Here is a 25,262-nt window from a genome sequence, read left to right as displayed (position 1 = left end):
ACCCCGCTACCGGGCGCGGGGCGGGGTTACGGAGCGCGACTACGGGGCGCGGGACGCGGCTACGGCTGCGGGTCGTGGGCGTCGTAGCGGGCGAAGGCGCGCCACTTCAGCGCGAGCAGGGCCACCCCGGTCACACACAGGACGCCGCCGCCGGTGACGGCGACGGCGGGGGTGGTGAGGTCGGCCACCGAGCCCGCTAGGAAGTCCCCGAGGCGGGGGCCGCCCGCCACGACGACGATGAAGACGCCCTGGAGCCGGCCGCGCATCTCGTCGGGCGCGGCCGCCTGGAGCATCGTGTTGCGGAAGACCATGGAGATGGTGTCCGCGCATCCTGCGAGCGCCAGGAACAGCAGCCCGAGCCAGAGGTTGCGGGTGAGCCCGAAGACGGCGATGGCGGCGCCCCAGGAGCCGACGGCCAGCAGGATCGCGAGTCCCTGCCGCCGGATCCGGCCGAGCCAGCCGGAGAACACCCCGCCGAGCAGCATGCCGAGGGCCGGGGCGGCGACGAGCAGTCCGGTGGTCCGCGCGTCGCCCCCGTACCAGAGGACCGCGACGACCGGGAAGAGGGCGCGGGGGTGGGCGAGCACCATCGCGCACAGGTCGGTGAAGAAGGTCATCCGCAGGTTCGGCCGGGTCCCGAGGAACCGCAGCCCGTCCAGGACGGAGGCCCGCTTGCCCGTGTCGCCGTCCTGCCGGTCGGGCAGCATCGACGGCAACCGCCACATCGTGTACAGGGAGACCGCGAAGGTGGCGACGTCGACGGAGTACGCGGCGCGGTATCCCCACCAGCCGACGATCAGGCCGCCCAGCATCGGCCCGACGAGCGCGCCCGTCGTGCTGGTCATGGAGTTCAGCGCGTTGGCGGCGGGCAGTTGCTCGGCCGGCAGCAGCCGGGCGATCATCGAGGAGCGGGCCGGTGCGTTGAGGGCGAAGCAGACGGCCTGGAGGGCGACGACCGCGTACAGCAGTCCGACCCGCTCGATGCCCGCGACGGTCGCCGCCACCAGGACGACGGAGAGCGCGAACGACCCGGCGGCGCTGAACAGGCCGAGTTTGCGCCGGTCGACGGTGTCCGCGACGGCCCCGCCGTAGAGCCCGAAGACGACCAGCGGCACCAGTGAGCAGAACCCGATGAGCCCCACGGAGAACGCGGACCCGGTGATGTCGTAGACCTGGAGCGAGACCGCCAGCGCCGTCATGCCCTGGCCGATCCACGAAACGGTGTTCCCGAACCAGAGCCGCCGGTAATCGGGCGAGTGCCGCAGCGGGGTGAGGTCGGCGAGTATGCGGCGGCGTGCGGGCGGTTCGGTCGTTTCGGTCACAGAGGATGGTAGCCACGCCCGCCTCGGGACGGCCGCCATCTCCCACCTCGCGGTACGGCCGAAATCCGCGAGGAAGAACGCCGCGCGGGCTGGGCACGGAGTTCGTATCGGACCTGGTGCGGACGTTGGTCCCGGTGCTCGCCCGGGGGGCGGCCCCTCCATGTGCGTCCCCGGTCGGAGGTACGGCACCCGGGGCCTGAAGCCCCTCGTGCCGCACAGCGCGCGCTACCCGTACGGGGCGTACGGACGATCTACACAACAGTCGAGACCCGCGACTCCGGCGTCGACGACCCGGACGCCATCGAGAAATCGCTCATCGCCTACACCGAGGCGGTCGAGTAGTCAGCCGCCTGCGACTGGCCTCTCCCGGCGCACAAGGGGGCGTCCGGCCCTGATGCAGCCGTGCGCCCCTCACCGCTGTCCGGCCGACTGCCGCACCAGGGAGTCCCACAGGTTCACGGCGTGGTCCACGGTGGAACGGAGCCGCTCCAGGGACACGCCGTCCCGGGCCTCAATCGACAACCCGTGCAGGAGGGTCGCGTAGAAGGCGGCGATCGCGCGCACGTCCGTCCCCCGCGCCAGCTCCCCCTCCGCGACGGCCCGGTCCAGCCGTTTCTCCAGCTCCGCGACCGAGGTCCGCCGCCACCGGGCCAGGTGCTCGGCGACCTCCCTGTTCTGGTGCGAACAGTTCGTGGCCGACAGCACGATCATGCAGCCGCTCGGGGTCTCCGGGTCGGTGAAGGCATCGATGTTGCCGCGCAGCATGGCCTCCACCGCGGCGCGTGCCGTCGGCGCCTCGCGCAGCGCGCGGTTGGTAGCCGAGCCCGCGGTGCGGTCGTAGAGTGCGACGGCCTCGTGGAACAACTGCTCTTTCGAGCCGAATGTGTTGTACAGGCTGGCGGAGTTGATGCCCATGGCGGCGGTCAGGTCCGTGAGCTTCGTGCCCTCGTAACCGAACTCCCAGAACGTCTCCATCGCGCGCCGCAGCGCCGCGGTGCGGTCGAACGCGCGCGGGCGGCCTCTTTCGGCCATGTCTGCCTCCTCGGACAAGGGTTGACCCCCGGCCATCCTGCCTGTTTAGTATTTTTGGATCGTCCGACCTAAATATATGGCTCAGCTATCCGACTCAGCGTGAAGGGAGCGAGATGCCTCAGCTCGCGGGCAAAGTGGCACTGGTGACCGGAGGAAGCCGCGGCATCGGTGCCGCGACCGCCCTCCGACTGGCGGAGGAGGGCGCGGACGTCGCCCTGACGTATGTGAGCGCGGCCGACAAGGCCCAGGAGGTCGTCAAGGCGATCGAGGCGCTCGGGCGCAGGGGTCTGGCCATCCGGGCCGACAGCGCGGACCCGGCGGCCGTCGTCCGGTCCGTCGAGCAGACCGCGGCGGAGCTCGGCCGGCTCGACATCCTGGTGAACAACGCCGGAGTCTTCCCCTACGGCCCGATCGAGGGCGTGACGCTGGAGGAGATCGACCGCACGCTGGCCGTCCACGTGCGTGCCGTCTTCCTGGCCACCCAGGCGGCCATTCCCCACCTGGGACACGGCGGCCGCGTCATCAGCATCGGGAGCTGCTGGGCCAACCGCGTGCCGGTGCCGGACGTGACGCTCTACGCCATGAGCAAGTCGGCGCTGATCGGCTTCACCAAGGGCCTGGCCCACGACGTGGCGCCCAAGGGGATCACCGCGAACCTCGTGGACCCCGGGCCCACCGTCACCGACATGAACCCGGACGGCACGGACGAGGCCGAGGAGGAGCGCCTGAGGACCGCGGCGAAGGTTCTGGGCGCGGGGGCCGACACCGCGAAGGCCGTGGTCTTCCTCGCCGGCCCCGACGCCCAGTGGATCACCGGCACCTCTCTCGCGGTCGACGGTGGCTACACCGCCTGACCGCGACGGGTCGCCGGACGGCGACGAAGGGGAAGCGACGGTGCCGTCGCCCTGACCACCGGGCCCGATCCGCCTACCGGCCGACGTCACCGATCGGCGCCCCGTACGGGATCACGGGCGGATGCCCCTGGGGGGCGTCGCCCGTCCCGTTCCTACGATGCCCGTATGAAGCATTGAATCGCCCTGGACCAGTGGGAACAGCGCACACGGACCCCCTTGCTCGTGCTGGCTGTGGTGTTCGCCGTCGCCTACGCCGTCCCCGTCCTCGCTCCTGACGCGCCGGGCTGGGCGCACACGGCGTGCCGGGCGGCCGAGTGGGCGGTATGGGCGGCGTTCGCCGGCGACTACGTGACGCGGCTGCTGCTCGCTCCCCTGAGGTGGGCTTTCGTCCGCAGCCACCCGCTGGACCTGCTGGCGGTGGTCCTGCCCCTGGTCCAGCCGCTGCGTCTGCTGCGGCTGGTGTCCACACTGCTGCTGGTGGGCCGGCGGGCCAGGCACGCCCCACAGATCACGATGACCGTCTACGTCGCCGGGGCCGTCGTCGGCCTCATGATGTTCGGTTCGCTGGCGGTGCTCCAGGTCGAGCGGGACGCGCCGAGCGGCAACATTCGCACGATCGGGGACGCGGTGTGGTGGTCCTTCACCACCATGACGACGGTGGGATACGGAGACCTGGCGCCCACCACCGGGCTCGGCCGTCTGCTCGCCGTGGGACTGATGCTCTCCGGCATCGCGCTGCTCGGTGTCGTCACGGCGAACATCGCGGCCTGGTTCATTTCGCGATTCGACCGGGACAACGCCGAGGGACGCAAGCAGACGGCCCTCCTGGAAGCCCTGACGGCGGAGGTCACCGCTCTGCGGGCCGAGGTGGCGGGCCTGGCGGGCGCCTCCGGGCCCGAAGCACCGAAGGTGCCCGGCCCGTCCTCTGCCGGACCGTGTGCGCACGGACCGGAACGTGGTCCCGGGTGAGCGGGGCGACGCTACCGCCAGGACTCGGTCACTCGGCCGGATGGGAGCCGGGCGGCAGCGGATCCGGAGTGTCCGGGTGCTTCCTCAGCCGGAGGATGGCGGCGATCAGCCCACCCCAGACGATGAGAATGGCGATGATCATCATGACGATGGCGCTGGTGGACATCAGCGGTCCTTCCCGTCGGCCGGCGACTCCATGTCCAGGTCGATGTCCTCACGGCCGGCCGGCCATGGCATCAGCGTGAGGATCACCCCGACCAACAGTGCTCCGATGGCGACGCTCCAGCCCGCGGAGAGCAGGAATCCGGTCGAGTAGCCCTCGTAGTTCTCCTCGAACTCGGTCCGCAGGCTGTCGACCATCATCCAGCCCAGCACCAGCGGTGTGATGAAGCCGAGGCAGATACGCCACCAGCGGCCGAGCCGGACGGCGGAGGTGGCGTCGGCGTTCTCCTGGAGGCTGGGCAGCTGCCGCAGCACCCAGACGACGACGATCAGCCCGACCAGGGCGGCCAGGGCGATGCCGTACTGGTTGATGAAGTGGTCGGACGCGTCGAGCAGATAGATGCCGGACTCGTTCGGGAAGAGCAGGACCGACACCAGCGCGATCAGGCCGCCGATGCCCAGGACCGCCGGCATGCGACGCATGCCGGTCCGGTCCTGCACGGCGGAGACGACCACCTGCACGATGGAGATCAGCGACGAGAGCCCCGCGATCACCAGGGAGCTGAAGAACAGCACGCCGAAGAGGCCGCCGAGCGGCATCTCCGAGATCACCGCGGGGAAGGCGACGAACGCCAGGCCGATGCCCGCGCCGGCGACTTCGTCGACGCCGACCCCCGAAGCGGTCGCCAGATAGCCCAGGGTCGCGAAGACCCCGATGCCCGCGAGGATCTCGAACGAGCTGTTGGCGAAGCCCGCCACCATCGCGGAGCCCGTCAGGTCGGCCCGGCGGCCCAGGTACGACGCGTACGTGACCATGATGCCGAAGCCGATGGACAGCGAGAAGAAGATCTGCCCGTAGGCGGCGACCCAGACGCTGCCGTTGCCGAGCTCCGACCAGTCCGGCGTGAAGAGGGCGTCGAGTCCGAGGGCCGCCCCGTCCAGCATGAGCGCGCGGACCACCAGCGCGGCGAACAGGACGAAGAGGAGCGGAATGAAGATCTTGTTGGCTCGCTCGATGCCGCGCCGGATACCGAATGCCAGGATGACCAGCACGACCACCCACACGGCGATGAGCGGCCAGAAGACCCCGGGGACGAAACCGTCGAGGAAGCTCGGTGTCTCCGGTGCCCGCAGGAAGTCGCCGAAGAGGAAGGCCTCCGGGTCGTCGCCCCACTGCTGGCCGAAGGAGAAGCCCACATAGCGCACGGCCCAGGCGATGATGACGGCGTAATAGGTGGCGATCACGAAGGAGATCACGACCTGCCACCACCCGATGGCCTCGGCCGGCCGGGCCATCCTGCGCAGTGCGGCCGGCGGCGACAGACGGTACTTCCGCCCGATGGTGTACTCCATGATCAGCAGCGGGATGCCCGCCGTGAGGAGTGCGATGAGGTACGGCAGCAGGAAGGCCCCGCCGCCGTTCTCGTAGGCGATGGCGGGGAAGCGCCAGATGTTACCGAGTCCGACGGCCGAACCGATGGCGGCCAGCAGGAAGCCGGTGCGGGTGGACCATTGCTCACGTGGCTGCACTGTCATATGCGGTCCTCGGGTCTCCTCATGCCGCTGCGGATCGAGCTGATGGCACGTTAGCGCGGAGAGGGACCGACGGCGCGGTGACCGGGCTCGGGAGATGGAGGCCGCAGGGCCGGAGCCTGCCGTCGAACAGTTGTCTTCACCCGAAGGGCGGTCACGGCTGATCGTCGGCGCCGCCGGGCGCCGATGTCGGCCGGGGTTCGGTGCGGGTGGCTCTGCGGGCCCGGCTGCGGCGGACCGCCCAGGCCGCCGCGAGCAGAAGGGCCAGGAACCCGGCCAGGGCGGCGGGGCCGACGGTGTCCAGGGTGTCGGCGAGGACACGCTGGGCGGCGCCTGCGGCGTCGATGACCGGATCGGTCGTGGCGGGATCGCGCTGGACACGGATCTCGTACCAGCCGTAGTGGGCGACATACGCACCGACGAGCAGGAGGAGTCCGCCGCCGACGCGGGGGGCGAACGCGCCGAAGCGGCGCAGGCGGCTGACGGCCGCGCTGCGGGTGAGGGCGACGGTCAGGGAAGCGACGGCGACGATCAGCCCCATGCCGGCCGCGTACGCGGCGAACAGGACGATCCCTTCGGCGGTGGAGCCGCCGCGGAACGCCGAGACGACGATGGCGAGGAACGGGGCGATGGTGCAGCCGAGGGACGCGGTCGCGTACGCCATGCCGAACAGGGCCATCGAGGGGACGGAGCGGGTCACCGTGGGAGCCCGTCGGACTTTCGGCAGGAGAGCGGGCAACTGCCGGCCGGCCGCGAGCCAGGCCCCGGCCAGGGCCATGAGTGTGCCGAACGTGATGGTGAACCAGGGCAGATGTGCCTGGACCTGACCGGCGACTGGCTGGATCGCCAGGCCGAACACGCCGAACAGGGCCGCGAAGCCGAGGGTGATGGAGGCCGTCGCGGTCAGGGCCCGGCCGACGGCGACACCACGGGAGGGGCTGTCGTCACCGAGGACGAGGAGGGAGAGGTAGGCGGGGAGCAGGGCGAAGCCGCACGGGTTGACGGCGGCGAGGACGCCCGCGGTGAGCGCGAGGGCGAGCGGAAGATCGGACATCGCGGTTCAGCCGGTCAGCCCGGCGACCTTCTCGGCCAGCCCTTCACCCGAGGGGAGGACGCCCTCGTAGACGGTCTTGCCCTCCTTGTCGAGGATGACGTAGCGGCTCTGCTCGGTGACCTCGAACCGCTTCCAGACCTCACCGTTCTCGTCGGACAGCTGGGGGAAGCCACCGGTCTTCGTGTCGGCGACGAAGTCCTTCATGGCCTCGTTCTTGTCCAGACCCGCCACACCGACGACGTTGGCCTCACCCGCGTGGTCGGCGGCGACCTTCGCGGTCGCCGCGGCCTGGGCCTTGCACTTGGGGCACCAGGGCGCCCAGAACCACAGCACGGTCGGCCTGCCCGCCAGCGTCGTGGCATCGAACGGCTTCCCGTCCACCGTGGTCGCGGTGAACCGCAGCGCCCGCGGTACCGGAGCCCCGCCGTCCGCGCCCCCGCCCGCGTCGGAGGTGGCGGGCTGCCGTGGCACGGGTGAGGCGTCGGAGGGTGAAGCGTTCGAGGGCGATGCACCCGTCGGCTCGTCAGAACCGCTTCCCTCCCCACATCCCGTGAGGGTGAGCAGGGCTGCGGCGAGGGCGGTGGGCAGAGCGGTGCGGGCGCGCATGGACGACTCCTGGGTGCTCGGGTTGGTGCGACTGTAGAACCGCTCTCCCCGTCTCGCGGGTGGTGGAGGACTTACGGTTCGGTGACGTCGGGCGATCCGCGGGGCGTCCCCCGGGAGGCCGGTGGGCGAAGATGGGGTGCCCCGCCCCCAGCCCGCAAGGAGTGCCGTCGATGCCAACCTCCGGTCCCGGCTCGCGGCCGCCGACGATCGCCGATGTCGCGCGGCTCGCCGAGGTGTCGCGTACGACGGTCTCCCACGCCCTCAACGGGATCGGCAAGGTCGATCCGCGGACCAGGGAACGCATCAAGCGGGTCGCCACCGAGCTCGGGTACCGGCCCAATCTGCGGGCCCAGCGGCTGCGCCGGGGGGAGGCGAAGGCCATCGCGCTCGCCTCCTCGATGCCGTTCGCGGTGGCCGGTGGGCCGTCGCGGCTCGGGTTCTACATGGAGATCGCCGCCGCCGCCGCGGAGAGCGCGCTGCTGCACGGCTACGCGCTGGTGCTCGTACCGCCCGTGCAGTCGGGGTCCGCGCTGTACTCCGTCGACATCGACGGCGCCATCGTCGTCGAACCGGACGTGAACGACGCCGCCGCGGCGCAGTTGACGGAGCGGGGCCTGCCTTACGTGTCCCTCGGCCGGCCGGTGTCGCCGGACGACACGTCGCCGTACGTCGATCTGCGCGGCGGGGCGGTCGCCGAGTTGCTGTTCGCACATCTGCGCGAGCAGGGTGCCGGGCGTCCCGCGCTGATCGTCGGCTCCGGATCACGCCACTCGTCGGTCGACGCGCTCGCCGCGTACGAGCGGGTCTCCGAGCGGTACGGCTGGGCGCCCGTCGTGGCGAGCGCCCCGGAGGCGGGCGGTGAGCAGGCCGGGTACGAAAGCTGTGCCGCCCTGCTGGCCGAGCACCCCGGGACCGACGCGGTCTGCGCGTTGGTGGACGCGTTCGCGGTGGGCGCGGTGCGGGCGATCCGCGACAGCGGACGGTCCGTACCGGGCGACGTCATGGTCGTCACCCGCTACGACGGGCTGCGCGCGCGGACCTGTGAGCCGCCGCTGACCGCCGTGGACCTTCATCTGGACCGTGCGGCGGCCGCCGCGGTGGAGTTGCTGCTCGGCCGGCTGCGCGGCGAGAGCGCCGCCGCCTCGGTGGCGGCGGCGCCCGAGCCGCGGGTCGTTCCGCGTGCCTCGTCGCTACGGGTCACAGCCCGAGCATGAGCACCAGACCGGAGACCAGGGCGAAGACGAGTACGCACAGCCGCATTCTGCGCGCGTCCAGCCGGTGGTGCACCAGTCGGCTCAGCCACGCGCCCGCGGCGATCACCGGCAGCAGGACCACCGCGAGTCCCAGGTCTCCGGGCTCGCCCTCCCCCGTCGCGAACAGCAGGCCCAGCGAGGCCACTTCCCCGACGAGGAAGCAGGCGGCGACGGTCGAGCGCAGTTCCGCGGGCGGCCGGTGCTGGTAGACGAGCGCGAGCGGGGGGCCGCCGACGCCGGTCGCGGTCTCCGTGAGTCCGGTCACCACGCCGGCGCCGAGGTAGGCCGCCCGGCCGGGAGTGAAGGCGGGGGCGACCAGGCTCACCACCGCGGCCAGCACGGTGGCGATGCCGACGAACAGGCCGATGCTGCGGTCCGGGATCAGCCAGAGCAGCGCGAGCCCGGCTGGCGTGGCGGCCAGCCGTGCCCCGGTGATCCAGCCCGCGCCGCGCAGGTCGATCGAGGCGCGTTCGCGCCAGGCGACGTACAGGTTGAGCGGGATCATGGCCGCCAGGACGAACACCGGGAGCAGCCCGGGGTCGAGGATCCCGGCCACGGGCGCGACGATCAGGGCGAAGCCGAGACCGCTGCTGCCCTGGACGAACGCGGCGACGGCCACCGTGACGGCGAGGACCGCGAGTGCTTCCGTGCTCACCGTGCGGTGCTCCGCTTCCGTGCCGCCGTGGATGTGGGGTGTACGCGGGTGATGGGCGCCCTTTCGACGGCGGCACGGGCCAGTTCGGCCGCCTGCCGCACGAAGGCGGGGCCGTCCCAGCCGGTGGGCAGGCCGCGCCACAGACGCAGGTCTCCGGCGACGAACACGGCGGTGATCTGGTCGCGGTTGCCTCGGCGTACCAGCTCCCACGGGACGTCCCAGGAGAGCGCGAGCTCGGGGTTGGTGACGTCGACGAGAAGGAAGTCGGCGGCCAGCCCTTCGGCGACCGTGCCGGTGCGCGCACCGAGGCCGACGGCGTCGGCGCCGCCGGCGGTGGCGTGGTCGAGCCAGGTCCAGCCGGCGCCGCACGACGAGTCCCCGGTGGCCAGCCCGTAGGCGATCCGCTGGGCGAACTCGGCCGCGTCCGCGAGCCGGAACCCATCACCGCGGGTGCCGTCCGTGCCGAGCCCGAAGCGGATGCCGCGCTCGGCCATGGCGGTGGCCGGGGCGACGGCGTTGCCCTTCCAGGCGCTGGCCACCGGGTTGTAGCTGACGGCGGTCCCGGTGTCGGCGAGCAGGGTCAGTTCGCCGGGGGTGAGGAGGGTGGCGTGGGCGGCGAGCAGTTGAGGGCCGAGCGCGCCGATCCTGTGCAGGTGTTCGAGCGGGCGCAGTCCGTGCCGTACGAGGGAGCGTTCGACACCGGCCAGGTGTTCATTGACGTGGATCTGCACGATCGCGCCGGCTTCCGCGGCGAGACGTGCGGTGCGGTGAAGGGTCCGGGAGGTGGCCGCTTCGGGGATCGAGACGGCGAGGGAGGCGTGGACCAGCGGATCGCCGTCGTACCGGGCGAGGTGCTTCTCGGCGCTTTCGAGGACGGCGGTGGTGCTCGCGGAGTCCTCGGCGGCGGTCGCGGCGTCGCCGGCGACGTCGTTGCACACGAGGCCGAGTACGCAGCGGATACCGGCGTCACGAGCGGCCGACGCGACGACGTCGACATCCACGTCGGCGCGCGTGCCGGCGTCGGTGACGGTGGTGAAGCCGCCGCGCAGCGCCTCCAACGCCGCCAGCTTGGCGGCGGCGTAGGCCGATTCCTCGTCCAGCGCCCCTTCCAGCGGAACCCAGACCCTGCGGAAGATCTCCGACGGCTCCCCGAAGGCGAGCGCGGAGCCGAAGCTCTGGGTCAGATGGTGGTGGGCGTCGACGAAGCCGGGCATCAGGAGATGGCCGGGCAGCGTGACGGCGTCGAGCTGCGGATGCGTACGCGCCAGTTCCCCGGCGGGTCCGACGGCGCGGAAGGAGCCGTCGGCGACGACGACCGCGTAGCCGTCGACGGGTCCTTCCGGCAGCAGCACGGCGTCGGGGACGAGGAGGAGGGGTCCGGGCGGGTCGAGGAGGTCGCGGGTGAGCTGGTTCATCGGTTGCTTTCCGTGCGTGAGGTGGTCGACCGGGCGGCGACGCGCGGCCTGACGTGGTGGAACAGGATGTTGAGCACGGCGGCGACGAACGCGCCGACGGCGACGCCGCTTTCGAGGAGGATGCGGACGTTCGGCGGGAAGCCCGCGTACACGCCGGGGATGAGGATCGGCAGCAGGCCCAGCGCCAGGGCGACGGCGCAGATGAACGTGGAGGTGTGCTGGTCGAGGTCGGAACGGCCGAGCATCTGCACACCGAGCACGGTGATCACCGCGAAGACGACCATGGCCGTGCCGCCGACCACGGCGGACGGGACGACACTGATCGCGCGGGTCACCGGTGCGAGGAACCCGATGACGATGAGGACCACACCGGCGGCGGCGGTGACATAGCGGCTGCGGACGCCGGTGACCCGGACGATCCCGATGTTCTCGCCGCTGGTCACCATCAGCGGCAGCCCGAAGAACCCGCCGAAGAGGGAGGTCAGCGCATCACCGCGGACGGTCTTGGGGACGTCGGTGCGGGTGTCGATCTCCTTGCCGACGGCCTCGGCGTTGATGACCGTCTGGCCGGTGGCCTCCGCCATGGAGGCGAGGCTGTAGAGCATCAGCGGCAGCGCGGCGATCAGGCTGAACTGGGGTGAGCCGAACGGCATCAGTTCCGGCACACTGACCAGACCGCCTCCGGCGGCGCGACCGAGGTCGATGCTGCCGAGGAACCCGGCCAGCACCGTGCCGGCGACCAGTCCGAGCATGACGGCGAGTTGCCGCAGGATTCCCGTGAACAGCAGGTAGAAGACGACGGTGAATCCGATCGTCGCCATGCCGAGCGCGAGGTTCGTCGGGTCCGCGAATCCGGGCTCGCCGGGCCGGCCGGTGACGAGCACCGCGCCGACCTTCACCAGGTTGATCCCGACGATGACGATCATGGTGCCGATGACCAGGGCCGGGAAGAACCTGAGCAGCCGTGAGAAGACCGGCAGGACGACGAAGTAGAAGGCCGCGGTGAGAATGACCGCGCCGGTGGCGGTGCGCAGACCGTGCTGCTCGGCGATGGCGATGAACAGGATGAGCGGCGCGCCGCCGGGCAGCATCACGAACGGCAGCCGGGGGCCGAACTTCCACGGCCCCAGCGACTGGATCAGCGAGCCGACGCCGGAGAGCACGAACGCCGCGGAGAGCAGGTTGATGGTCAGGCCGGCGTCGAGCCGGAGGGTGGCGCTCATCAGGAAGATGGCCGAGATGGGGGTGGCCGCCATGACGAGGACGTGCTGAATCCCGAAGAGGACGATCCGCCCGAGGGGGCGCGACTCGTCGACGGGATGCACGGCTGGGCGCGACTCCTCGGCCGGGTGCGGGGAGTCGGCGGGAGGCAGGGAGTCGGCGGGAGGCGGGGCGTCGGCCGCGTGCGGGGCGTCGTGCGTGACCGGCTCCGGCGTCGGTGGTTGTTGTTCCGCTCCGGGTGCGGGTTGGCGATGACTGGACACGTTGGAGCTCCATTCGGGCGCGAAGAACGCTCGGACATCAGCCGCGATCCAGCCCCGAACGGAGGGCCAAATCGATTTGGCCAAATCGATTTGGCCGTCAGTATGGGGAGCCCTCGCGGCCATCGTCAAGAGCTGCGACGGCGGTCGGCGGGACGAGCGGGTCCGCCGGGCGAGGTCACTCCGCCGGGCAGGTCCGCGAGGACGACGGACTCCACGCGCCCGGAATCCGGGGCGCGTGGACAGAGACGCCTGATGCTCGATCCTGGGGGCGCTCACGCGAGGTTCGGGGCCCGGCGGCCTCTTGACCTCCATGGCGTCAGCCACTAATTTGCCGTGAACGCCGACCCTCAGCCTCGAAAGGAGGCGACCAGCTGATGTTCATCCACTCCGACCTCGGTCGCCTCGCCGAGTGCGCCGCCTGGGTCCCGGGGCGTATCGCGCACGGCTGCTGAGCGCGCCCCTTCTCCTGTGCCCTTCCGCGGCACCTTTCGGCTTTCCCTCCTTCTCGCTTTCTCCTTTCCCCGCCACTTCTTTCACGGCGCCTCACTGTCGTGCGCCGTTTCGCGCCCGCCCCTCCCCCGTGGCGCGTCTGAATCAAGAGAGCTGTCCGACATTGACGAAGATGATGAACCGACCGAGCGCGCACCGGAACGAAGGCCTGTCATGACGGCGCCGCGCATCACGGTCAACGGGACCGAAGCGCCGATCTCACCGGCCGCGCCCCACACCACGGTGCTGGACTTTCTGCGCGAGCGTGGCCTCACCGGCACCAAGGAGGGCTGCGCCGAGGGTGAGTGCGGCGCCTGCGCGATCCTGGTCGCCCGTCCCGGGACGAACGAGCCCACCGACTGGGTGGCGGTCAACGCCTGCCTGGTCCCGGCCGCGGCGCTCGACGGGCAGGAGGTGGTCACCTCCGAGGGGCTCGCCCCCGTCGCCGCGTCCGGCCCGCCGGGCCCGCTGCACCCGGTGCAGGAGGAGATGGCGGCCCGCGGCGGATCCCAATGCGGTTACTGCACACCGGGGTTCGTCTGCAGCATGGCTGCCGAGTACTACCGCCCCGACCGCCACGCCCACGCGGACCCGGCCGACAGCACCGACCCCGAGCACGGACCGAACGGCTTCGATCTGCACGCGCTGAGCGGAAACCTGTGCCGCTGCACGGGGTACCGTCCGATCCGCGATGCCGCGTTCGCCGTCGGCGCGCCCACCGACGAGGACCCGCTCGCACGGCGTCGTGAGCAGTCCCCGCCCGTGCCGGTCGCCACCGAGTACGTCCAGGGCGGCAGCGCGTTCCTGCGGAGGAACACCCTGGGCGACACCTTGCGGTTGCTGCGCGAACGGCCCGACGCGGTGGTGGTCGCCGGCTCCACCGACTGGGGCGTGGAGGTGAACATCCGCGCCCGCCGGGCCGATTGCGTGATCGCCGTCGACCGGCTGCCCGAACTGCGGGAGCTGCGCGTCGGATCCGACTCCGTGGAGATCGGGGCGGCGCTGACGCTCACCGAGATCGAACGCCGCCTCGACGGCCGAGTGCCGCTGCTGGCGCAGCTGTTCCCGCAGTTCGCGTCGCGGCTCATCCGCAACGGCGCCACGCTCGGCGGCAATCTGGGGACCGGCTCCCCCATCGGCGACAGCCCTCCGGTACTGCTCGCGCTGGAGGCGTCGGTGGTGCTCGCCGACGCCGACGGTGAGCGCCGGGTTCCCCTCGCGGAGTACTTCACCGGCTACCGGCAGAGCGTGCGCCGTCCCGGCGAGCTGATCCGCGCGGTACACGTCCCGCTGCCGCTGTCGCCGGTCGTGGCCTTCCACAAGATCGCCAAGCGGCGCTTCGACGACATCTCCAGCGTGGCGGTCGCGTTCGCGCTCCGGATCGAGGACGGGATCGTCCACCGGGCCCGCATCGGGCTGGGCGGTGTGGCCGCCACCCCGATCCGCGCCCTCTCCACCGAGGAGGCCCTGGAGGGCAGGCCGTGGACGGCGGAGACCGTCGAAGCCGCGGCGCGGGTACTGCGGGCGGAGGGCACGCCGCTGAACGACCAGCGCGCCAGCGCCGCCTACCGCTCCGCGATGCTGGGCCAGAGCCTGCTCAAGCTGTACGCGCAGACCACCGAGGCGGTTTCCTCATGAGCCAGCTGTCCCAGCGCCCCGAGAAACCGGCCGTCGGCGTGTCGGTGCCCCACGAGAGTGCCACCCAGCACGTCACCGGCACGGCGCTCTACACCGACGACCTGGTCCATCGCACCAAGGACGTGCTGCACGCCTACCCGGTCCAGGCCGCGAGGGCCCACGGCAGGATCACCCGGCTGGACACCGGGCCCGCGCTCGCCGTGCCCGGTGTGGTCCGGGTGCTGACCGGCGCCGACGTGCCCGGCGTCAACGACGCCGGCATGAAGCACGACGAACCGCTGTTCCCCGACACGGTCATGTTCCACGGTCACGCGGTCGCCTGGGTGCTCGGCGAGACGCTGGAGGCGGCCCGGCTCGGAGCGGCGGCCGTCGAGGTCGACCTCGACGAACAGCCCTCCCTGATCGCGCTGCGGGACGCGATCGCGGCCGGAAGCTTCCACGGCGCCCGGCCCGTGATGCTCACCGGCGACGTCGACGCCGGCTTCGCCGACTCCGCGCACGTGTTCTCGGGCGAGTTCCAGTTCTCCGACCAGGAGCACTTCTATCTGGAGACGCACGCGGCGCTGGCCCTGGTCGACGAGAACGGGCAGATGTTCGTCCAGAGCAGCACCCAACATCCCTCCGAGACGCAGGAGATCGTCGCGCACGTGCTCGGTCTGCACAGTCACGAGGTGACGGTGCAGTGCCTGCGGATGGGTGGCGGCTTCGGCGGCAAGGAGATGCAGCCGCACGGCTTCGCGGCCGTCGCCGCGCTCGGCGCCCGGCTAACCGGCCGGCCGGTCCGGGTCCGGCTCAACCGCACCCAGGACCTGACCATGTCCGGCAAGCGCCACGGGTTCCACGCGGAGTGGAGGATCGGCTTCGACGCCGAAGGCCGTATCCAGGCCCTGGACGCCACCCTGACCGCGGACGGCGGCTGGAGCCTGGACCTGTCCGAGCCGGTGGTCGCCCGCGCTCTGTGCCACATCGACAACACCTACTGGCTCCCCAACGCCCGGGTCGCGGGCCGTATCGCCCAGACCAACAAGGTCTCCAACACCGCCTTCCGCGGCTTCGGCGGGCCGCAGGGCATGCTGGTGATCGAGGACATCATGGGCAGGTGCGCGCCGTTGCTCGGCCTGGACCCGATGGAGCTGCGGGAGCGCAACTTCTACCGGCCGGGGCAGGGGCAGGCGACGCCGTACGGGCAGGTGGTCACGCACGCCGAGCGGATCTCCACCGTCTGGCAGCAGGTGTGCGCCGACGGCCGCGTCGCCGACCGGCGGCGCGAGATCGCGGCGTTCAACGCCGCACACCCGAACACCAAGCGGGGTCTCGCGGTCACCGGGATCAAGTTCGGCATCTCGTTCAACCTCACCGCCTTCAACCAGGGCGGCGCGCTGGTCCTCGTCTACAAGGACGGCTCGGTCCTGATCAACCACGGTGGCACCGAGATGGGTCAGGGCCTGCACACCAAGATGCTGCAGGTGGCCGCGACGACGCTGGGCATCCCGCCGCACAAGGTGCGCCTCGCCCCGACGCGCACCGACAAGGTGCCCAACACCTCCGCCACCGCGGCCAGCGCCGGGGCGGACCTCAACGGCGCGGCGGTGAAGAACGCCTGCGAGCAGATCCGCGAGCGGCTGCTCCACGTGGCCGGCGGCCGGCTGGGGACGCACGCCTCGGACGTACGCATCGTCGGGGGCGTCGCGCGTGCCCTCGGTGGCGAGACGGAGCTGGCCTGGGACGACCTGGTGCGCACCGCGTACCTCCAGCGCGTGCAGCTGTCGGCGGCGGGCTTCTACCGGACCGAGGGGCTGCACTGGGACGCGAAGGCGTTCCAGGGCTCACCGTTCAAGTACTTCTCCTACGGTGCCGCCGCGGCCGAGGTGGAGGTGGACGGCTTCACCGGCGCGTACCGGATCCGGCGGGTGGACATCGTGCACGACGTCGGCGACAGCCTCTCCCCGATGATCGACATCGGTCAGGTCGAGGGCGGTTTCGTGCAGGGCGCGGGCTGGCTGACGCTGGAGGACCTGCGCTGGGACACCGGTGACGGGCCGGGCCGCGGCCGGCTGCTGACCCGGGCGGCGAGTACGTACAAGCTGCCCAGCTTCTCGGAGATGCCGGAGGAGTTCCACGTACGGCTGCTGGAGAACGCCACCGAGGAGGGCGCGGTCTACGGGTCCAAGGCCGTGGGGGAGCCTCCGCTGATGCTGGCGTTCTCGGTACGGGAGGCGCTGCGGCAGGCCGCCGCGGCGTTCGGGCCCGCCGGAGCGAGCGTGGAACTCGCCTCGCCCGCCACGCCGGAGGCGGTGTACTGGGCGATCGAGGCGGCCCGCCGGGCCGGACCCTCCCCGAGCGGTCACCCTGGCGGCGGGTCCGCCGCCGGGGCCGGGACGCGAACCGGGGCAGAAGCGTTGAGCGGTGGCTGACATGACCTGGTTCGCCGCGGTCGCCCGGCTGCGGGCACGCCGGGAGGCAGGCGTGCTGGTGACCGTCGCGACCGTGCGCGGCCACGCCCCCCGGAACGCCGGCGCGAAACTCGTCGTGGGGCGGAGCGAGACCTGGGGCTCGATCGGCGGCGGCAACGTCGAGGCGGTCACGATCGACCGGGCCCGGGAGATGATCGCCGCGTCCACGGCCGAACCGGAGCTGATGGATTTCGCGCTGAACGACAAGGTGGCCAACCGGCACGGCGTCCAGTGCTGCGGCGGCACGGTCTCGGTGCTGCTCGAACCGCTTCCGGTGGTACGGGCGGTGGCGATCTTCGGCGTCGGACACGTCGGGATGGAACTGGCGCGCGTCCTGGCACGTCAGGACCTCGACCTCCATCTGATCGACAGCCGCTCGGACATCCTCGCCGAGGAGCGGCTCGCCGTCCTCGCGGACGCGGTGGCGGGGGTGCGGGTCCACCACACTCCGCTGCTGCCCGAGGAGGTCCTTGAGGAGTTGCCGCACGGCACGCACGTCCTGATCATGACCCATGATCACGCCGAGGACGCCGCGCTGTGCGACGCCGCTCTGCGGGCGGCCCACCTCGGCTCCATCGGGCTGATCGGGTCGGCGGCCAAGTGGGGGCGATTCCGCAAACGCCTTCTCACGGAGGGTGGTCACGACGAGGCGGCCGTCGATCGGATCACGACCCCGATCGGGCTGGCCGACATCACCGGCAAGGAACCCGCGACCATCGCCGTGAGCGTCGCCGCCGACCTGCTGCGCACGTTCGAAGCCGGGGGGAGCTGACTTCCCGCCGGGATCGACGGACGCCCCACGCGCGTGCTCGCGCACACATGCGGGGCGCCCTCCGGTGACGCCTCGCGTCCGCGGGGTCGCCGCGTCAGAGCGGGTGCGCAGCCGGGCGGGTCGCTGAGGGCCGAAGCAGGAACGCCCACCGGGCGCGACGGGACGCAGCGGATACACGGCGGCTGTCCATGGCCCGGGACGAGTGGGAGCAGCTGGAGGGCCGATGCCGCCCTTCGGCAGCCCGCCCGGCCGGCGCTCCGTCGTCGGGACCGGCACCCGAAGCTCACGAGAGGTAGGTGTCCCCACGTCGGAACGATGCTGCCCGGGCGAGGGGGCGGGAGGTGTCCGCGCTGTTCATGGTTGCTCGTTGGCATGGACGTTGGCGGAGGCGGGGGCGGGGCCGGAAGGAGGTTGCCAGCCGAGGACCGTGTCCAGGGCCCTCGACGTGACCACCCGGGGCGTGGCGCGTACGGCGAGGTTCCGGATGGACGCGGCGAGGGGGTGGGAGAGCCGGGCGAGTTCACCTATGCGTCGGGAGCGGCGGCTGATACGGGTGGTTCGCCGGTGTCTGGCCTCGGTGTAGGCGGCGAGCGCGGCTGGTACGTCGGTGTCGCGTGCGAGGAGGTGCGCCACGACGACCGCGTCCTCGATGGCCTGGCAGCCGCCCTGGCCCATGTTGGGCGTCATCGCGTGGGCGGCGTCACCGAGCAGGGCCACCCGGCCGGCGTGGAACCGGGGCAGGGGCGAGCCCAGTTCGTGGAAGTGGTGGTGGAGTATGCCGACCGGGTCGGGGTTCCGCCGGTTCAGCCGGTCCAGCAGCGCGGGTATCGGATCGTGCCACGCGCCGAAGCGTCGGGTCAGTTCCGCATGGTGGTCGGTTGGCTGCGCGCCGAAGCGTCGGGACGGTTCCGCATGGTGGTCGGCCGGCTGCGCGCCGGGTCCGGTGACGGTGGTGGCGTAGACGTAGATCCGGCCGTCGGCGAGGGGAACGACGCCGAAACGCTCGCCTCGGCCCCAGGTTTCGGTCGCCTCCTGCGGAGGCAGGCCGGTACCGGGCACCACCGCTCGCCATCCGGCCTCACCGGCGTGGCGCAGCCCGGGATGCCGGGGGAAGAGGTGTCCGCGGAGGACACTGCGCATGCCGTCGGCCGCCACCACGACGTCGGCACGCAGGTCGCCGGCCGACGTACGCACGACCACGGCGCCCCCGGCGTCGTCCACACCGGTCACCGATACGCCGAGGCGTACGACGCCGGGCGGCAGCGCGGCGGCGAGCGCGTCGATCAGGAAGCCGCGGTGCACGGCGCGCGTGGAGAGCCCGTAGCGGGTGGACAGGGCACCGCTGTCGGATCGGCTCAGCCAGGTGCCGTCGGGTGTACGGAGCCCGACCGGGCCGGGCAGGGCGTCACCCGCCCACACGTCGGGGCCCAGGCCGATCGAGTCCAGGGCGCGCAGTGCGTTGGGGGCGAGCACGATGCCGGCGCCGATACCCGTGAGGGCGGGAGCCCGTTCACACACGGTCACGTGCCATCCGCTGCGGCTCAGGGCCACCGCCGCGGTCAGGCCCCCGATGCCGCCTCCGGCCACGACGGCATGACGAACACCCATATCGACTGCCTCCCTCACTCACCCACGCACCGCCTCTACAGCCGTAGAGGCGATCACCCCGCACTCTACATCTGTAGAGTGCGGGATGTGAGCCTTCCTGACCGTCGAGACCTGATCGCCGACGCCGCCATCAGCACGGTGGCCGCCGCCGGGCTGCGCGGCTTGACCCATCGCGCGGTCGACGCCGCCGCGGGGCTGCCGGCCGGCAGCACGTCGTACTACTTCCGCACGCGTAGCGCTCTGATCAGCGCGTGCTACCTCCGCCTGGCCGAACTGTCGGTCGCCGACGTGGACCGGTGGGAAGCGGAGCACGGGCGCCCGGACCCGGACTCCGCCGCGGAGGCGCTGGCCGCGCTGCTGCACCACTGGCTGACGGCGGAACGAGACCGCCAGCTCGCCCGATTCGAACTCAGCCTGGAGGCGACCCGCCGCCCGGAGTTGCGTGCCGACCTGCAGACCGCCGGCCTCGCCGCACGGTCCAGGGCCGCCGCCGTCCTGGCGGCGCTCGGCGCTCCCCATCCGGCGTCGGCGGCGGACCTGCTCGTCGCCTGGACCGACGGACTGTTGTACGACTGGCTCGCCGGCGCGACGGCCGCGACCCGCCCGGTACCCGACGTGACCGAGCTGACCCCGGTCGTCCGGCGGATGCTCGCCGCCGTGCTCTCCACCTGACCGGCGCCCGCCCCCCTACGCGCCGCAGGCCCGACTCGCCACCGGCGCTTGTCCGGATGCCTCGATGCCGTCGCCGGGACACATGAACCGCCGACAGGTCTCAGACGCAGGTGCTCGTCTCCGGAGTGCAGAAACGGACCTGCGGGTAGCGCATGGACGGCTTGTCCAGCAGGGGCTGCGGCCGGTCGCGCAGGTGCAGGTCGAGGAACGCGCGGGCGTATCCGCGGACGATCTTCGAGGCGCGGGCAGCCGGCAGTGCGGCGCCGATGTCGATTCCCAACTGCTCGGCCAGCAGTCCGATGTCGGTGAAGGAGGCGTGTTCGGCTCCGGCCGCCACGAGCCATCGCTTCCACCCGGTCAGGCGTTGCCAGTCGCGTTCCCAGGTGGCGACGGCGCCGCCACCGCTGCCCGGGCTGTACTGGGCCTGCCTGCCGAGGAAGAGGAACGGCCGGGACAGGCCGCCGTCCGGAATCGGGACCTGGGTCATGCCGTCGATGTCGATGCCCGCGCGTACCCGGGGGTCGGCCAGCATGGACGTGACGGCGCTCGCACCGCCGACGGAGTGACCCGCCATCGCGATCCGCGATGGGTCGATGAGCCGGGAGCCGTCCCATTCCGCGTGTGCCTCGGTCAGTTCATCCAGTACGAAGGAGACGTCGGCGGCCCGGCCCGTGACCAGCCGATTCCAGAACGCTTCGTCATGCGGTACCTCGCAGGCGGCGCAGGTGGCGACCCGGCCGTCCGAGAAGGTGGTGGCAACACTCTCGTACGTGTGGTCGATCGCGGCCACGACATAGCCGTGGCTCGCGAGGTCCTCGGCGAGCGTGGTCAGCGTGGCGCGCGGCTTGGTGAAGCCGGGAGAGAGCACGACCAGTGGCAGGCTTCGCGTGTGCCCTGCCGGTCGGGCGTCGGCGAAGGCGTTGGTCCGTGTCGTGCTCAGCACGTCCAACGGCACACCGGTGATACCTCCCTCCGTGAGGAGCAGTTCGGACTCCGTCGGGGTCATGTACTGCGCCCGACGCCCGTTCGGCGAGGCCGTCGGATACCACAGGGAGACCATGAGTTCGCGGGCGTCGACCCCGGGAGCCCAGGGGTCGGGGCGGGAGTCGTCCGTGAGGTGCAGGGAAGTGGTACCGACCGCACGGGGCCCGGTCGGCCTGGGCAGATACGGTGCGCCGCCCGGGCCGTCGGCCGCCGCGGCGGGAGGTCCGCCCAGGCCGACGGCGAGCGTGAGCAGTGCGGTGGCGACGGTCAGGCCACGGCGGAAGAGTGCGGGGTTCACAGGATCGTCCGTTCTCCACTGGGGGCGGGCGGGCCGTCGTCGTACGGGCGGCTCACCTCACGCGGTTCGAGCACCGGCGTGGTCATGAAACGGCTCCTCGGGTACGGCAGTTGGATGCGTGAACGTTAGGAGCGGGACCGGCTGTCACGCGTCAGCCGCCCGAACCCCTTGCGGTACCGCGCCGGGATGAGCCCCGGAAGCGTCATCCCTGGGATGTAGGCGGGTGATGTAGCCGGTGCGACGGAGATGACCGCCGGGGCGGACTCCGCGGGCCCGCGCGGCAGCAACAATGAACCGGTGACGAACGTACGTACGGGGCTGAAGCGGCTTCAGGAAACCGCGCGTCAGACGGTCCGCGAGATCTGGCTCGCCACTGGTCCACCTCTGCGGCCCACCAGGCGCGCCTGGCAGTTCGACGTGCTGGTGGCACTGACGATCGGTATCGCCACCGTCTACTACGGCATCGACAACGCCGACAACGTCGTGGTGCGGGAGATCGCACCCGGCGTGGAGCGCGTCATGACGCGCCCGAACGGGCCCGGCGGCATGGCCTTCATGGTGACCCTCGCGTTCATCGCCTCGGCTGCCCTGGTGCTGCGGCGCCGCTGTCCGCTCGCCGTGCTGTGCGTCGTGACGGCCGCGACACTGGCGACACCGCAGAGCGTTCTGCGGCTGACCTTCTACGCGTACGTCATCGCCGTCTACAGCGCCGCCGTGTACAGCCCGTACCGGGTGGCGACCCTGGCGGCACTGCCGGTGTCGGTCCTCCTGGTCAGCACCTCGGGGAACTCGGTCACCCCGATCGTCCCCAACGAGTACATCGCGCTGCTGATCCTGGTCCCGATGGCCGTGGCCTCCGTCGGCCTGCGTACCTGGAAACACCGCACCGACGAGGGGCGCACCCGGCTCTCCGCGCTGGAACGTGAACAGGCCGAGGCGCTGCGCCGGGCCGTCGAGCACGAGCGGGCCAGGATCGCCCGCGAACTGCACGACGTCGTCACGCACAACGTCAGCGTGATGATCATCCAGGCGGGCGCCGCCCGCAAGATCATGAAAACCTCCCCCGAGCAGGCCGGCGAGGCACTGCTCGCCGTCGAGGCAGGCGGACGAGCGGCCATGACGGAACTGCGCCACGTCATGGGACTGCTCACCATGGCTGACGAGGGCGGGGGGACAGGCGTGGACGGCCCGGCCGCGGTGCCGGCCCCGCAACCCGGCCTGGACCAGCTGGAAACGCTGGTCGGGCGGGTCCGGGACACCGGGCTGCCGGTCGAACTGACCGTGACCGGCCCGCCGTTCCCCCTCCCGCCCGGCGTCGGACTCGCCGCCTACCGCGTGGTGCAGGAAGCTCTGACCAACACGGTGAAGCACGCCGCTGGTGCCACCGCTGCCGTGACCGTCGAATACGGTCCGGACCGGCTCCGGGTAGAGGTCACCGATACCGGAGGGCACGCGGGCGCGGGCGCGGCCGACGGAAACGGCCGGGGCCTGATCGGACTGCGCGAGCGCCTCGCCGTCTACGGCGGGACCCTGGACATCGGCCGACGCCTGACCGGCGGCTACCGTGTGGAAGCGTTGATGCCCCTGGAGGCACAGTGACCGATCCGCCGCGTGTGCTTCTCGCCGATGACCAGACACTGGTCCGTACCGGGTTCCGCATGATCCTCGGCGCCGACGGCATCGACGTCGTCGCCGAGGCGACGAACGGGGCCGAAGCCGTCGAAGCGGCCCGCCGCACCCGGCCCGACGTGATCCTGCTGGACATCCGAATGCCCGAGATGGACGGCCTGGAAGCCACCCGCCGTATTCTCGCCGCTCCCCAGGCCGGTGGACCCCGTGTGATCATCCTGACCACCTTCGACCTGGACCGGTACGTCTACGCGGCGCTCTCCGCCGGGGCCAGCGGCTTCCTCCTCAAGGACGTCACCCCCGAGTACCTGGTCGCGGCCGTCCGCACCGTCCGTACCGGCGACGCCCTCCTGGCGCCGGCCATCACCCGCCGTCTCGTGCAGCGGTTCGCCCGGCGTGGCAGCGATACCGCCTCCCTCCACCGCGACCTCGCCTCGCTCACCCCGCGCGAACTGGAGGTGCTCGGCCTGCTGGCCCGAGGACTGAGCAACGCCGAACTCGCCACCCGCCTCCACCTCGCCGAGACGACCGTCAAGACCCACGTGGCCCGCATCCTCGCCAAGCTCGGACTCCGCGACCGCGTCCAAGCCGTCATCGTCGCCTCCCAGCCTACTAACCTCGCCGTTTCAGTTGGGGCTGCTGGGTGGCTGACCGCTCTTGTTTGAGGCTGGGTCGGCCGGTGGGCATGGTGAGGGCCCGACGCGGGGTCGGGTCCNCCTCGCCGTTTCAGTTGGGGCTGCTGGGTGGCTGACCGCTCTTGTTTGAGGCTGGGTCGGCCGGTGGGCATGGTGAGGGCCCGACGCGGGGTCGGGTCCTCCGAGGTCCTTGAGTCGAGGTGGGTGGGAGTGGCGGGTCAGCCGGCGGGGCGGGGCAGTGCGGTCAGGCGGTGGAATGCGGCCGTGAGTTCATGTCGCCAGGGCCAGGTAGCCGATATCCGAAGGCGGAGGCGGCGACCGCCCCGGGTGATCCGGGCTGCGACGTGCAGGAGCCGGTAGCGGAGTTTCTTGGGTTCGGCAGTGGCGAGTTCGCCGTCCAGCAGGAGGACGCGGGTCCAGGCCAGGAGGTCGATCGCCGCGAGGCTGAGTTCGAGCCAGGCGGCGTTGACGCCGAAGCGGCGGGAGGGGAGGCGGCCGAAGCCGGTGCTCTTGCCGCACCGGATGTGGTCCTCGACGGTGGCGTGTCCGCGGTGGCGGACCTCCAGGAACTGGGCCGAGCCGGAGGTACAGGGGGTGTCGGTGAGGAAGACCTGATGCCGCAGGCCCTCGTCCCGGTCGAAGAGCGAGAGCTGGGCTCCGGGGTGGGGACGTTCACGGCGGACGATGACGCGGGTGCCGGCCGGGTAGCCGGCAAGGTCGCTCATGCCGGTCAGCTCGGCGATCTCGGCGGACTCACGAAGGGTGCCGTCCTGGTCCAGGGCAGGGTGCCAGACCTGCTCGGGCAGGGCGCGGATCGCGCGGCGGACCGGCTCGGTGACCGCGTATCCGACCGAGAAGAAGGTGCGGATTCCGCGTGCTCGCAGGTTCCGGACGTGGGTGAGGAAGGCTTTCGCGGATCCGGCGCTGTCGGTGCGGATCAGGATGTCGGTGCCGTGCCGGTGGGCATCGGGGATCTGCGCGAGAGCGTCGTCCAGCACCGCGATGTGGTCCGCGGCCGTGTTGGCTCCGGAGTTTCCGGGCCGAAGGCGCCCGGACATGGCCTCGCCGGTGTTGGCCAGGAAACACACCAGAGGATGGAAGCCGAAGCCGCCTTTGTAGGTGGGTGCGGCCGCCTCTTTCTCGGAGTGGCAGGTGATCAGTGTGGCGTCGATGTCCAGGACCAGGCCGGGCAGTTCCTGTCCGCCGGCTTTCGCCGCCGGTATGCCGCAGCGGGTCTCGGATGCCTGGAGCCAGGCCGCTTCCCGGGCCTGGGCGCGGGCCGAGCGCAGGCGGTCCAGCACGCGTTCGTCGACGGCGGACAGCAGCCGCCAGGCAGTCGGTGTCGAGGCAATGGGGCCGAACGCCTCGCCCTGGTCGCGCAGGACGGCCAGATCCGTGATGGTCTCGCCGCCGTCAGCGAGCATCACCGCGAGGTCGGTCGCGATCCGGCCCGGGTCATGACCAGTACCTCGTGGTCGAAGCGGTCTCAACGCGGTGGAGTACGCGCTGGTCAGCCCGGTGACATCGGCGAGATCAGCCAGCAACCGTGCGCCAGAGTGACTGACCACCCCCGCACCGTCAGCAGAGACATGGAGCTTGGGACGAGAACCGATACCCTGCACGCAGAAAGTGCCTTCCGTCTGGACCGACAGAACCCCTCGACAAGGTTCATCGTCCCAGCTCAGAAGGCACTTTCGCGTTCACGCCCATGATCCGGACGGACTCCAAGTGAAAGCCCGAGGCTA

22 protein-coding genes are annotated in these 25,262 nt (G+C 71.6%); 10 read left to right on the top strand and 12 right to left on the bottom strand.

Features of this window, described 5'->3' with window-relative positions:
• Positions 1-59 precede the first annotated feature (59 nt).
• Positions 60-1,322, bottom strand: coding sequence for an MFS transporter (locus tag CR470_RS12455; RefSeq protein ID WP_097867657.1), 1,263 nt, complete (start codon positions 1,320-1,322; stop codon positions 60-62).
• A 162-nt stretch (positions 1,323-1,484) separates the two neighbouring features.
• Here CR470_RS12455 and CR470_RS12450 point away from each other — a divergent pair, with 162 nt between their 5' ends.
• Complete coding sequence (locus tag CR470_RS12450; RefSeq protein WP_097867656.1) at positions 1,485-1,664, top strand: hypothetical protein; 180 nt, start codon at positions 1,485-1,487, stop codon at positions 1,662-1,664.
• A gap of 69 nt (positions 1,665-1,733) precedes the next feature.
• On the opposite strand, the gene CR470_RS12445 is transcribed toward CR470_RS12450, so the two are convergent.
• Positions 1,734-2,354 (bottom strand): TetR/AcrR family transcriptional regulator, encoded by a 621-nt coding sequence (locus CR470_RS12445; RefSeq protein ID WP_097867655.1) that lies wholly within the window; start codon positions 2,352-2,354, stop codon positions 1,734-1,736.
• Between the two features lie 113 nt (positions 2,355-2,467).
• On the opposite strand from CR470_RS12445, the gene CR470_RS12440 reads away from it, so the two are divergent.
• Together CR470_RS12440 and CR470_RS12435 are read left to right on the top strand one after the other, a co-directional pair.
• Complete coding sequence (locus CR470_RS12440) at positions 2,468-3,208, top strand: SDR family NAD(P)-dependent oxidoreductase (RefSeq protein WP_097867654.1); 741 nt, start codon at positions 2,468-2,470, stop codon at positions 3,206-3,208.
• Between the two features lie 183 nt (positions 3,209-3,391).
• Entirely contained in the window at positions 3,392-4,177 is a 786-nt protein-coding gene (locus CR470_RS12435; protein ID WP_097867653.1) for a potassium channel family protein, read from the top strand.
• A gap of 28 nt (positions 4,178-4,205) precedes the next feature.
• Here the strand turns inward: CR470_RS12435 and CR470_RS12430 are convergent, their stop codons facing one another.
• The 4 genes from CR470_RS12430 to CR470_RS12415 form a co-directional block, all read right to left on the bottom strand.
• Positions 4,206-4,343, bottom strand: coding sequence for a methionine/alanine import family NSS transporter small subunit (locus CR470_RS12430; protein WP_097867652.1), 138 nt, complete (start codon positions 4,341-4,343; stop codon positions 4,206-4,208).
• Positions 4,343-5,875 (bottom strand): sodium-dependent transporter, encoded by a 1,533-nt coding sequence (locus CR470_RS12425; protein WP_097867651.1) that lies wholly within the window; start codon positions 5,873-5,875, stop codon positions 4,343-4,345. Before CR470_RS12425 ends, CR470_RS12430 begins: the two co-directional genes overlap by 1 nt.
• Positions 5,876-6,026: 151 nt before the next feature.
• Complete coding sequence (locus CR470_RS12420) at positions 6,027-6,926, bottom strand: cytochrome c biogenesis CcdA family protein (RefSeq protein ID WP_097867650.1); 900 nt, start codon at positions 6,924-6,926, stop codon at positions 6,027-6,029.
• A gap of 6 nt (positions 6,927-6,932) precedes the next feature.
• Positions 6,933-7,532: a redoxin domain-containing protein gene (locus CR470_RS12415; protein WP_097867649.1), complete on the bottom strand. Its 600-nt coding sequence runs from the start codon at positions 7,530-7,532 to the stop codon at positions 6,933-6,935.
• Positions 7,533-7,702: 170 nt separating this feature from the next.
• Between CR470_RS12415 and CR470_RS12410 the strand changes: the two genes are divergently transcribed.
• Complete coding sequence (locus CR470_RS12410) at positions 7,703-8,746, top strand: LacI family DNA-binding transcriptional regulator (protein ID WP_097867648.1); 1,044 nt, start codon at positions 7,703-7,705, stop codon at positions 8,744-8,746.
• Here CR470_RS12410 and CR470_RS12405 read toward each other — a convergent pair.
• The 3 genes from CR470_RS12405 to CR470_RS12395 are packed head-to-tail and all read right to left on the bottom strand — an operon-like array spanning position 8,730 to position 12,180.
• Positions 8,730-9,440: a sulfite exporter TauE/SafE family protein gene (locus tag CR470_RS12405; RefSeq protein ID WP_097867647.1), complete on the bottom strand. Its 711-nt coding sequence runs from the start codon at positions 9,438-9,440 to the stop codon at positions 8,730-8,732. The two genes, CR470_RS12410 and CR470_RS12405, sit on opposite strands and share 17 nt — an antisense overlap.
• Positions 9,437-10,855 (bottom strand): amidohydrolase family protein, encoded by a 1,419-nt coding sequence (locus CR470_RS12400; RefSeq protein ID WP_097867646.1) that lies wholly within the window; start codon positions 10,853-10,855, stop codon positions 9,437-9,439. The genes CR470_RS12405 and CR470_RS12400 overlap by 4 nt, the downstream gene beginning before the upstream one ends.
• A complete protein-coding gene (locus CR470_RS12395) occupies positions 10,852-12,180 on the bottom strand; it encodes a uracil-xanthine permease family protein (RefSeq protein WP_097867645.1) in 1,329 nt (442 codons plus the stop codon). The genes CR470_RS12400 and CR470_RS12395 overlap by 4 nt, the downstream gene beginning before the upstream one ends.
• 822 nt (positions 12,181-13,002) lie before the next feature.
• Here CR470_RS12395 and CR470_RS12390 point away from each other — a divergent pair.
• The 3 genes from CR470_RS12390 to xdhC are packed head-to-tail and all read left to right on the top strand — an operon-like array spanning position 13,003 to position 17,691.
• The gene (locus tag CR470_RS12390) at positions 13,003-14,466 is read left to right on the top strand and encodes a xanthine dehydrogenase small subunit (RefSeq protein WP_097867644.1); all 1,464 of its coding nucleotides are present in this window, start codon (positions 13,003-13,005) and stop codon (positions 14,464-14,466) included.
• On the top strand, positions 14,463-16,880 hold the full coding sequence (gene xdhB, locus CR470_RS12385) for a xanthine dehydrogenase molybdopterin binding subunit (protein WP_097867643.1): 2,418 nt from the start codon (positions 14,463-14,465) through the stop codon (positions 16,878-16,880). Before CR470_RS12390 ends, xdhB begins: the two co-directional genes overlap by 4 nt.
• A gap of 1 nt (position 16,881) precedes the next feature.
• Positions 16,882-17,691: a xanthine dehydrogenase accessory protein XdhC gene (gene xdhC / locus CR470_RS12380; protein WP_097867642.1), complete on the top strand. Its 810-nt coding sequence runs from the start codon at positions 16,882-16,884 to the stop codon at positions 17,689-17,691.
• A 354-nt stretch (positions 17,692-18,045) separates the two neighbouring features.
• On the opposite strand, the gene CR470_RS12375 is transcribed toward xdhC, so the two are convergent.
• Positions 18,046-19,299 (bottom strand): FAD-dependent monooxygenase, encoded by a 1,254-nt coding sequence (locus CR470_RS12375; protein ID WP_097867641.1) that lies wholly within the window; start codon positions 19,297-19,299, stop codon positions 18,046-18,048.
• An 87-nt stretch (positions 19,300-19,386) separates the two neighbouring features.
• Here CR470_RS12375 and CR470_RS12370 point away from each other — a divergent pair, with 87 nt between their 5' ends.
• Positions 19,387-19,971 carry a TetR/AcrR family transcriptional regulator gene (locus tag CR470_RS12370; RefSeq protein ID WP_097867640.1) on the top strand — a complete coding sequence of 195 codons (585 nt, stop codon included), beginning with the start codon at positions 19,387-19,389 and terminating at the stop codon, positions 19,969-19,971.
• 100 nt (positions 19,972-20,071) lie between these two features.
• Here CR470_RS12370 and CR470_RS12365 read toward each other — a convergent pair whose 3' ends face one another.
• The gene (locus CR470_RS12365) at positions 20,072-21,253 is read right to left on the bottom strand and encodes an alpha/beta hydrolase family protein (RefSeq protein ID WP_097867639.1); all 1,182 of its coding nucleotides are present in this window, start codon (positions 21,251-21,253) and stop codon (positions 20,072-20,074) included.
• A 297-nt stretch (positions 21,254-21,550) separates the two neighbouring features.
• On the opposite strand from CR470_RS12365, the gene CR470_RS12360 reads away from it, so the two are divergent.
• Complete coding sequence (locus CR470_RS12360) at positions 21,551-22,852, top strand: sensor histidine kinase (RefSeq protein ID WP_373561405.1); 1,302 nt, start codon at positions 21,551-21,553, stop codon at positions 22,850-22,852.
• Positions 22,849-23,547, top strand: a complete 699-nt coding sequence (locus CR470_RS12355) for a response regulator (RefSeq protein ID WP_097867637.1) — start codon at positions 22,849-22,851, stop codon at positions 23,545-23,547. The genes CR470_RS12360 and CR470_RS12355 overlap by 4 nt, the downstream gene beginning before the upstream one ends.
• Positions 23,548-23,735: 188 nt before the next feature.
• On the opposite strand, the gene CR470_RS12350 is transcribed toward CR470_RS12355, so the two are convergent.
• Positions 23,736-25,169, bottom strand: a complete 1,434-nt coding sequence (locus CR470_RS12350) for an IS1380 family transposase (RefSeq protein WP_097867636.1) — start codon at positions 25,167-25,169, stop codon at positions 23,736-23,738.
• Positions 25,170-25,262: the final 93 nt, after the last annotated feature.

Origin of the sequence: Streptomyces sp. rh34, assembly GCF_002551245.1 — a bacterium.
Lineage (GTDB): Bacteria > Actinomycetota > Actinomycetes > Streptomycetales > Streptomycetaceae > Streptomyces.
This window is presented reverse-complemented; position numbering and strand designations above follow the sequence as displayed.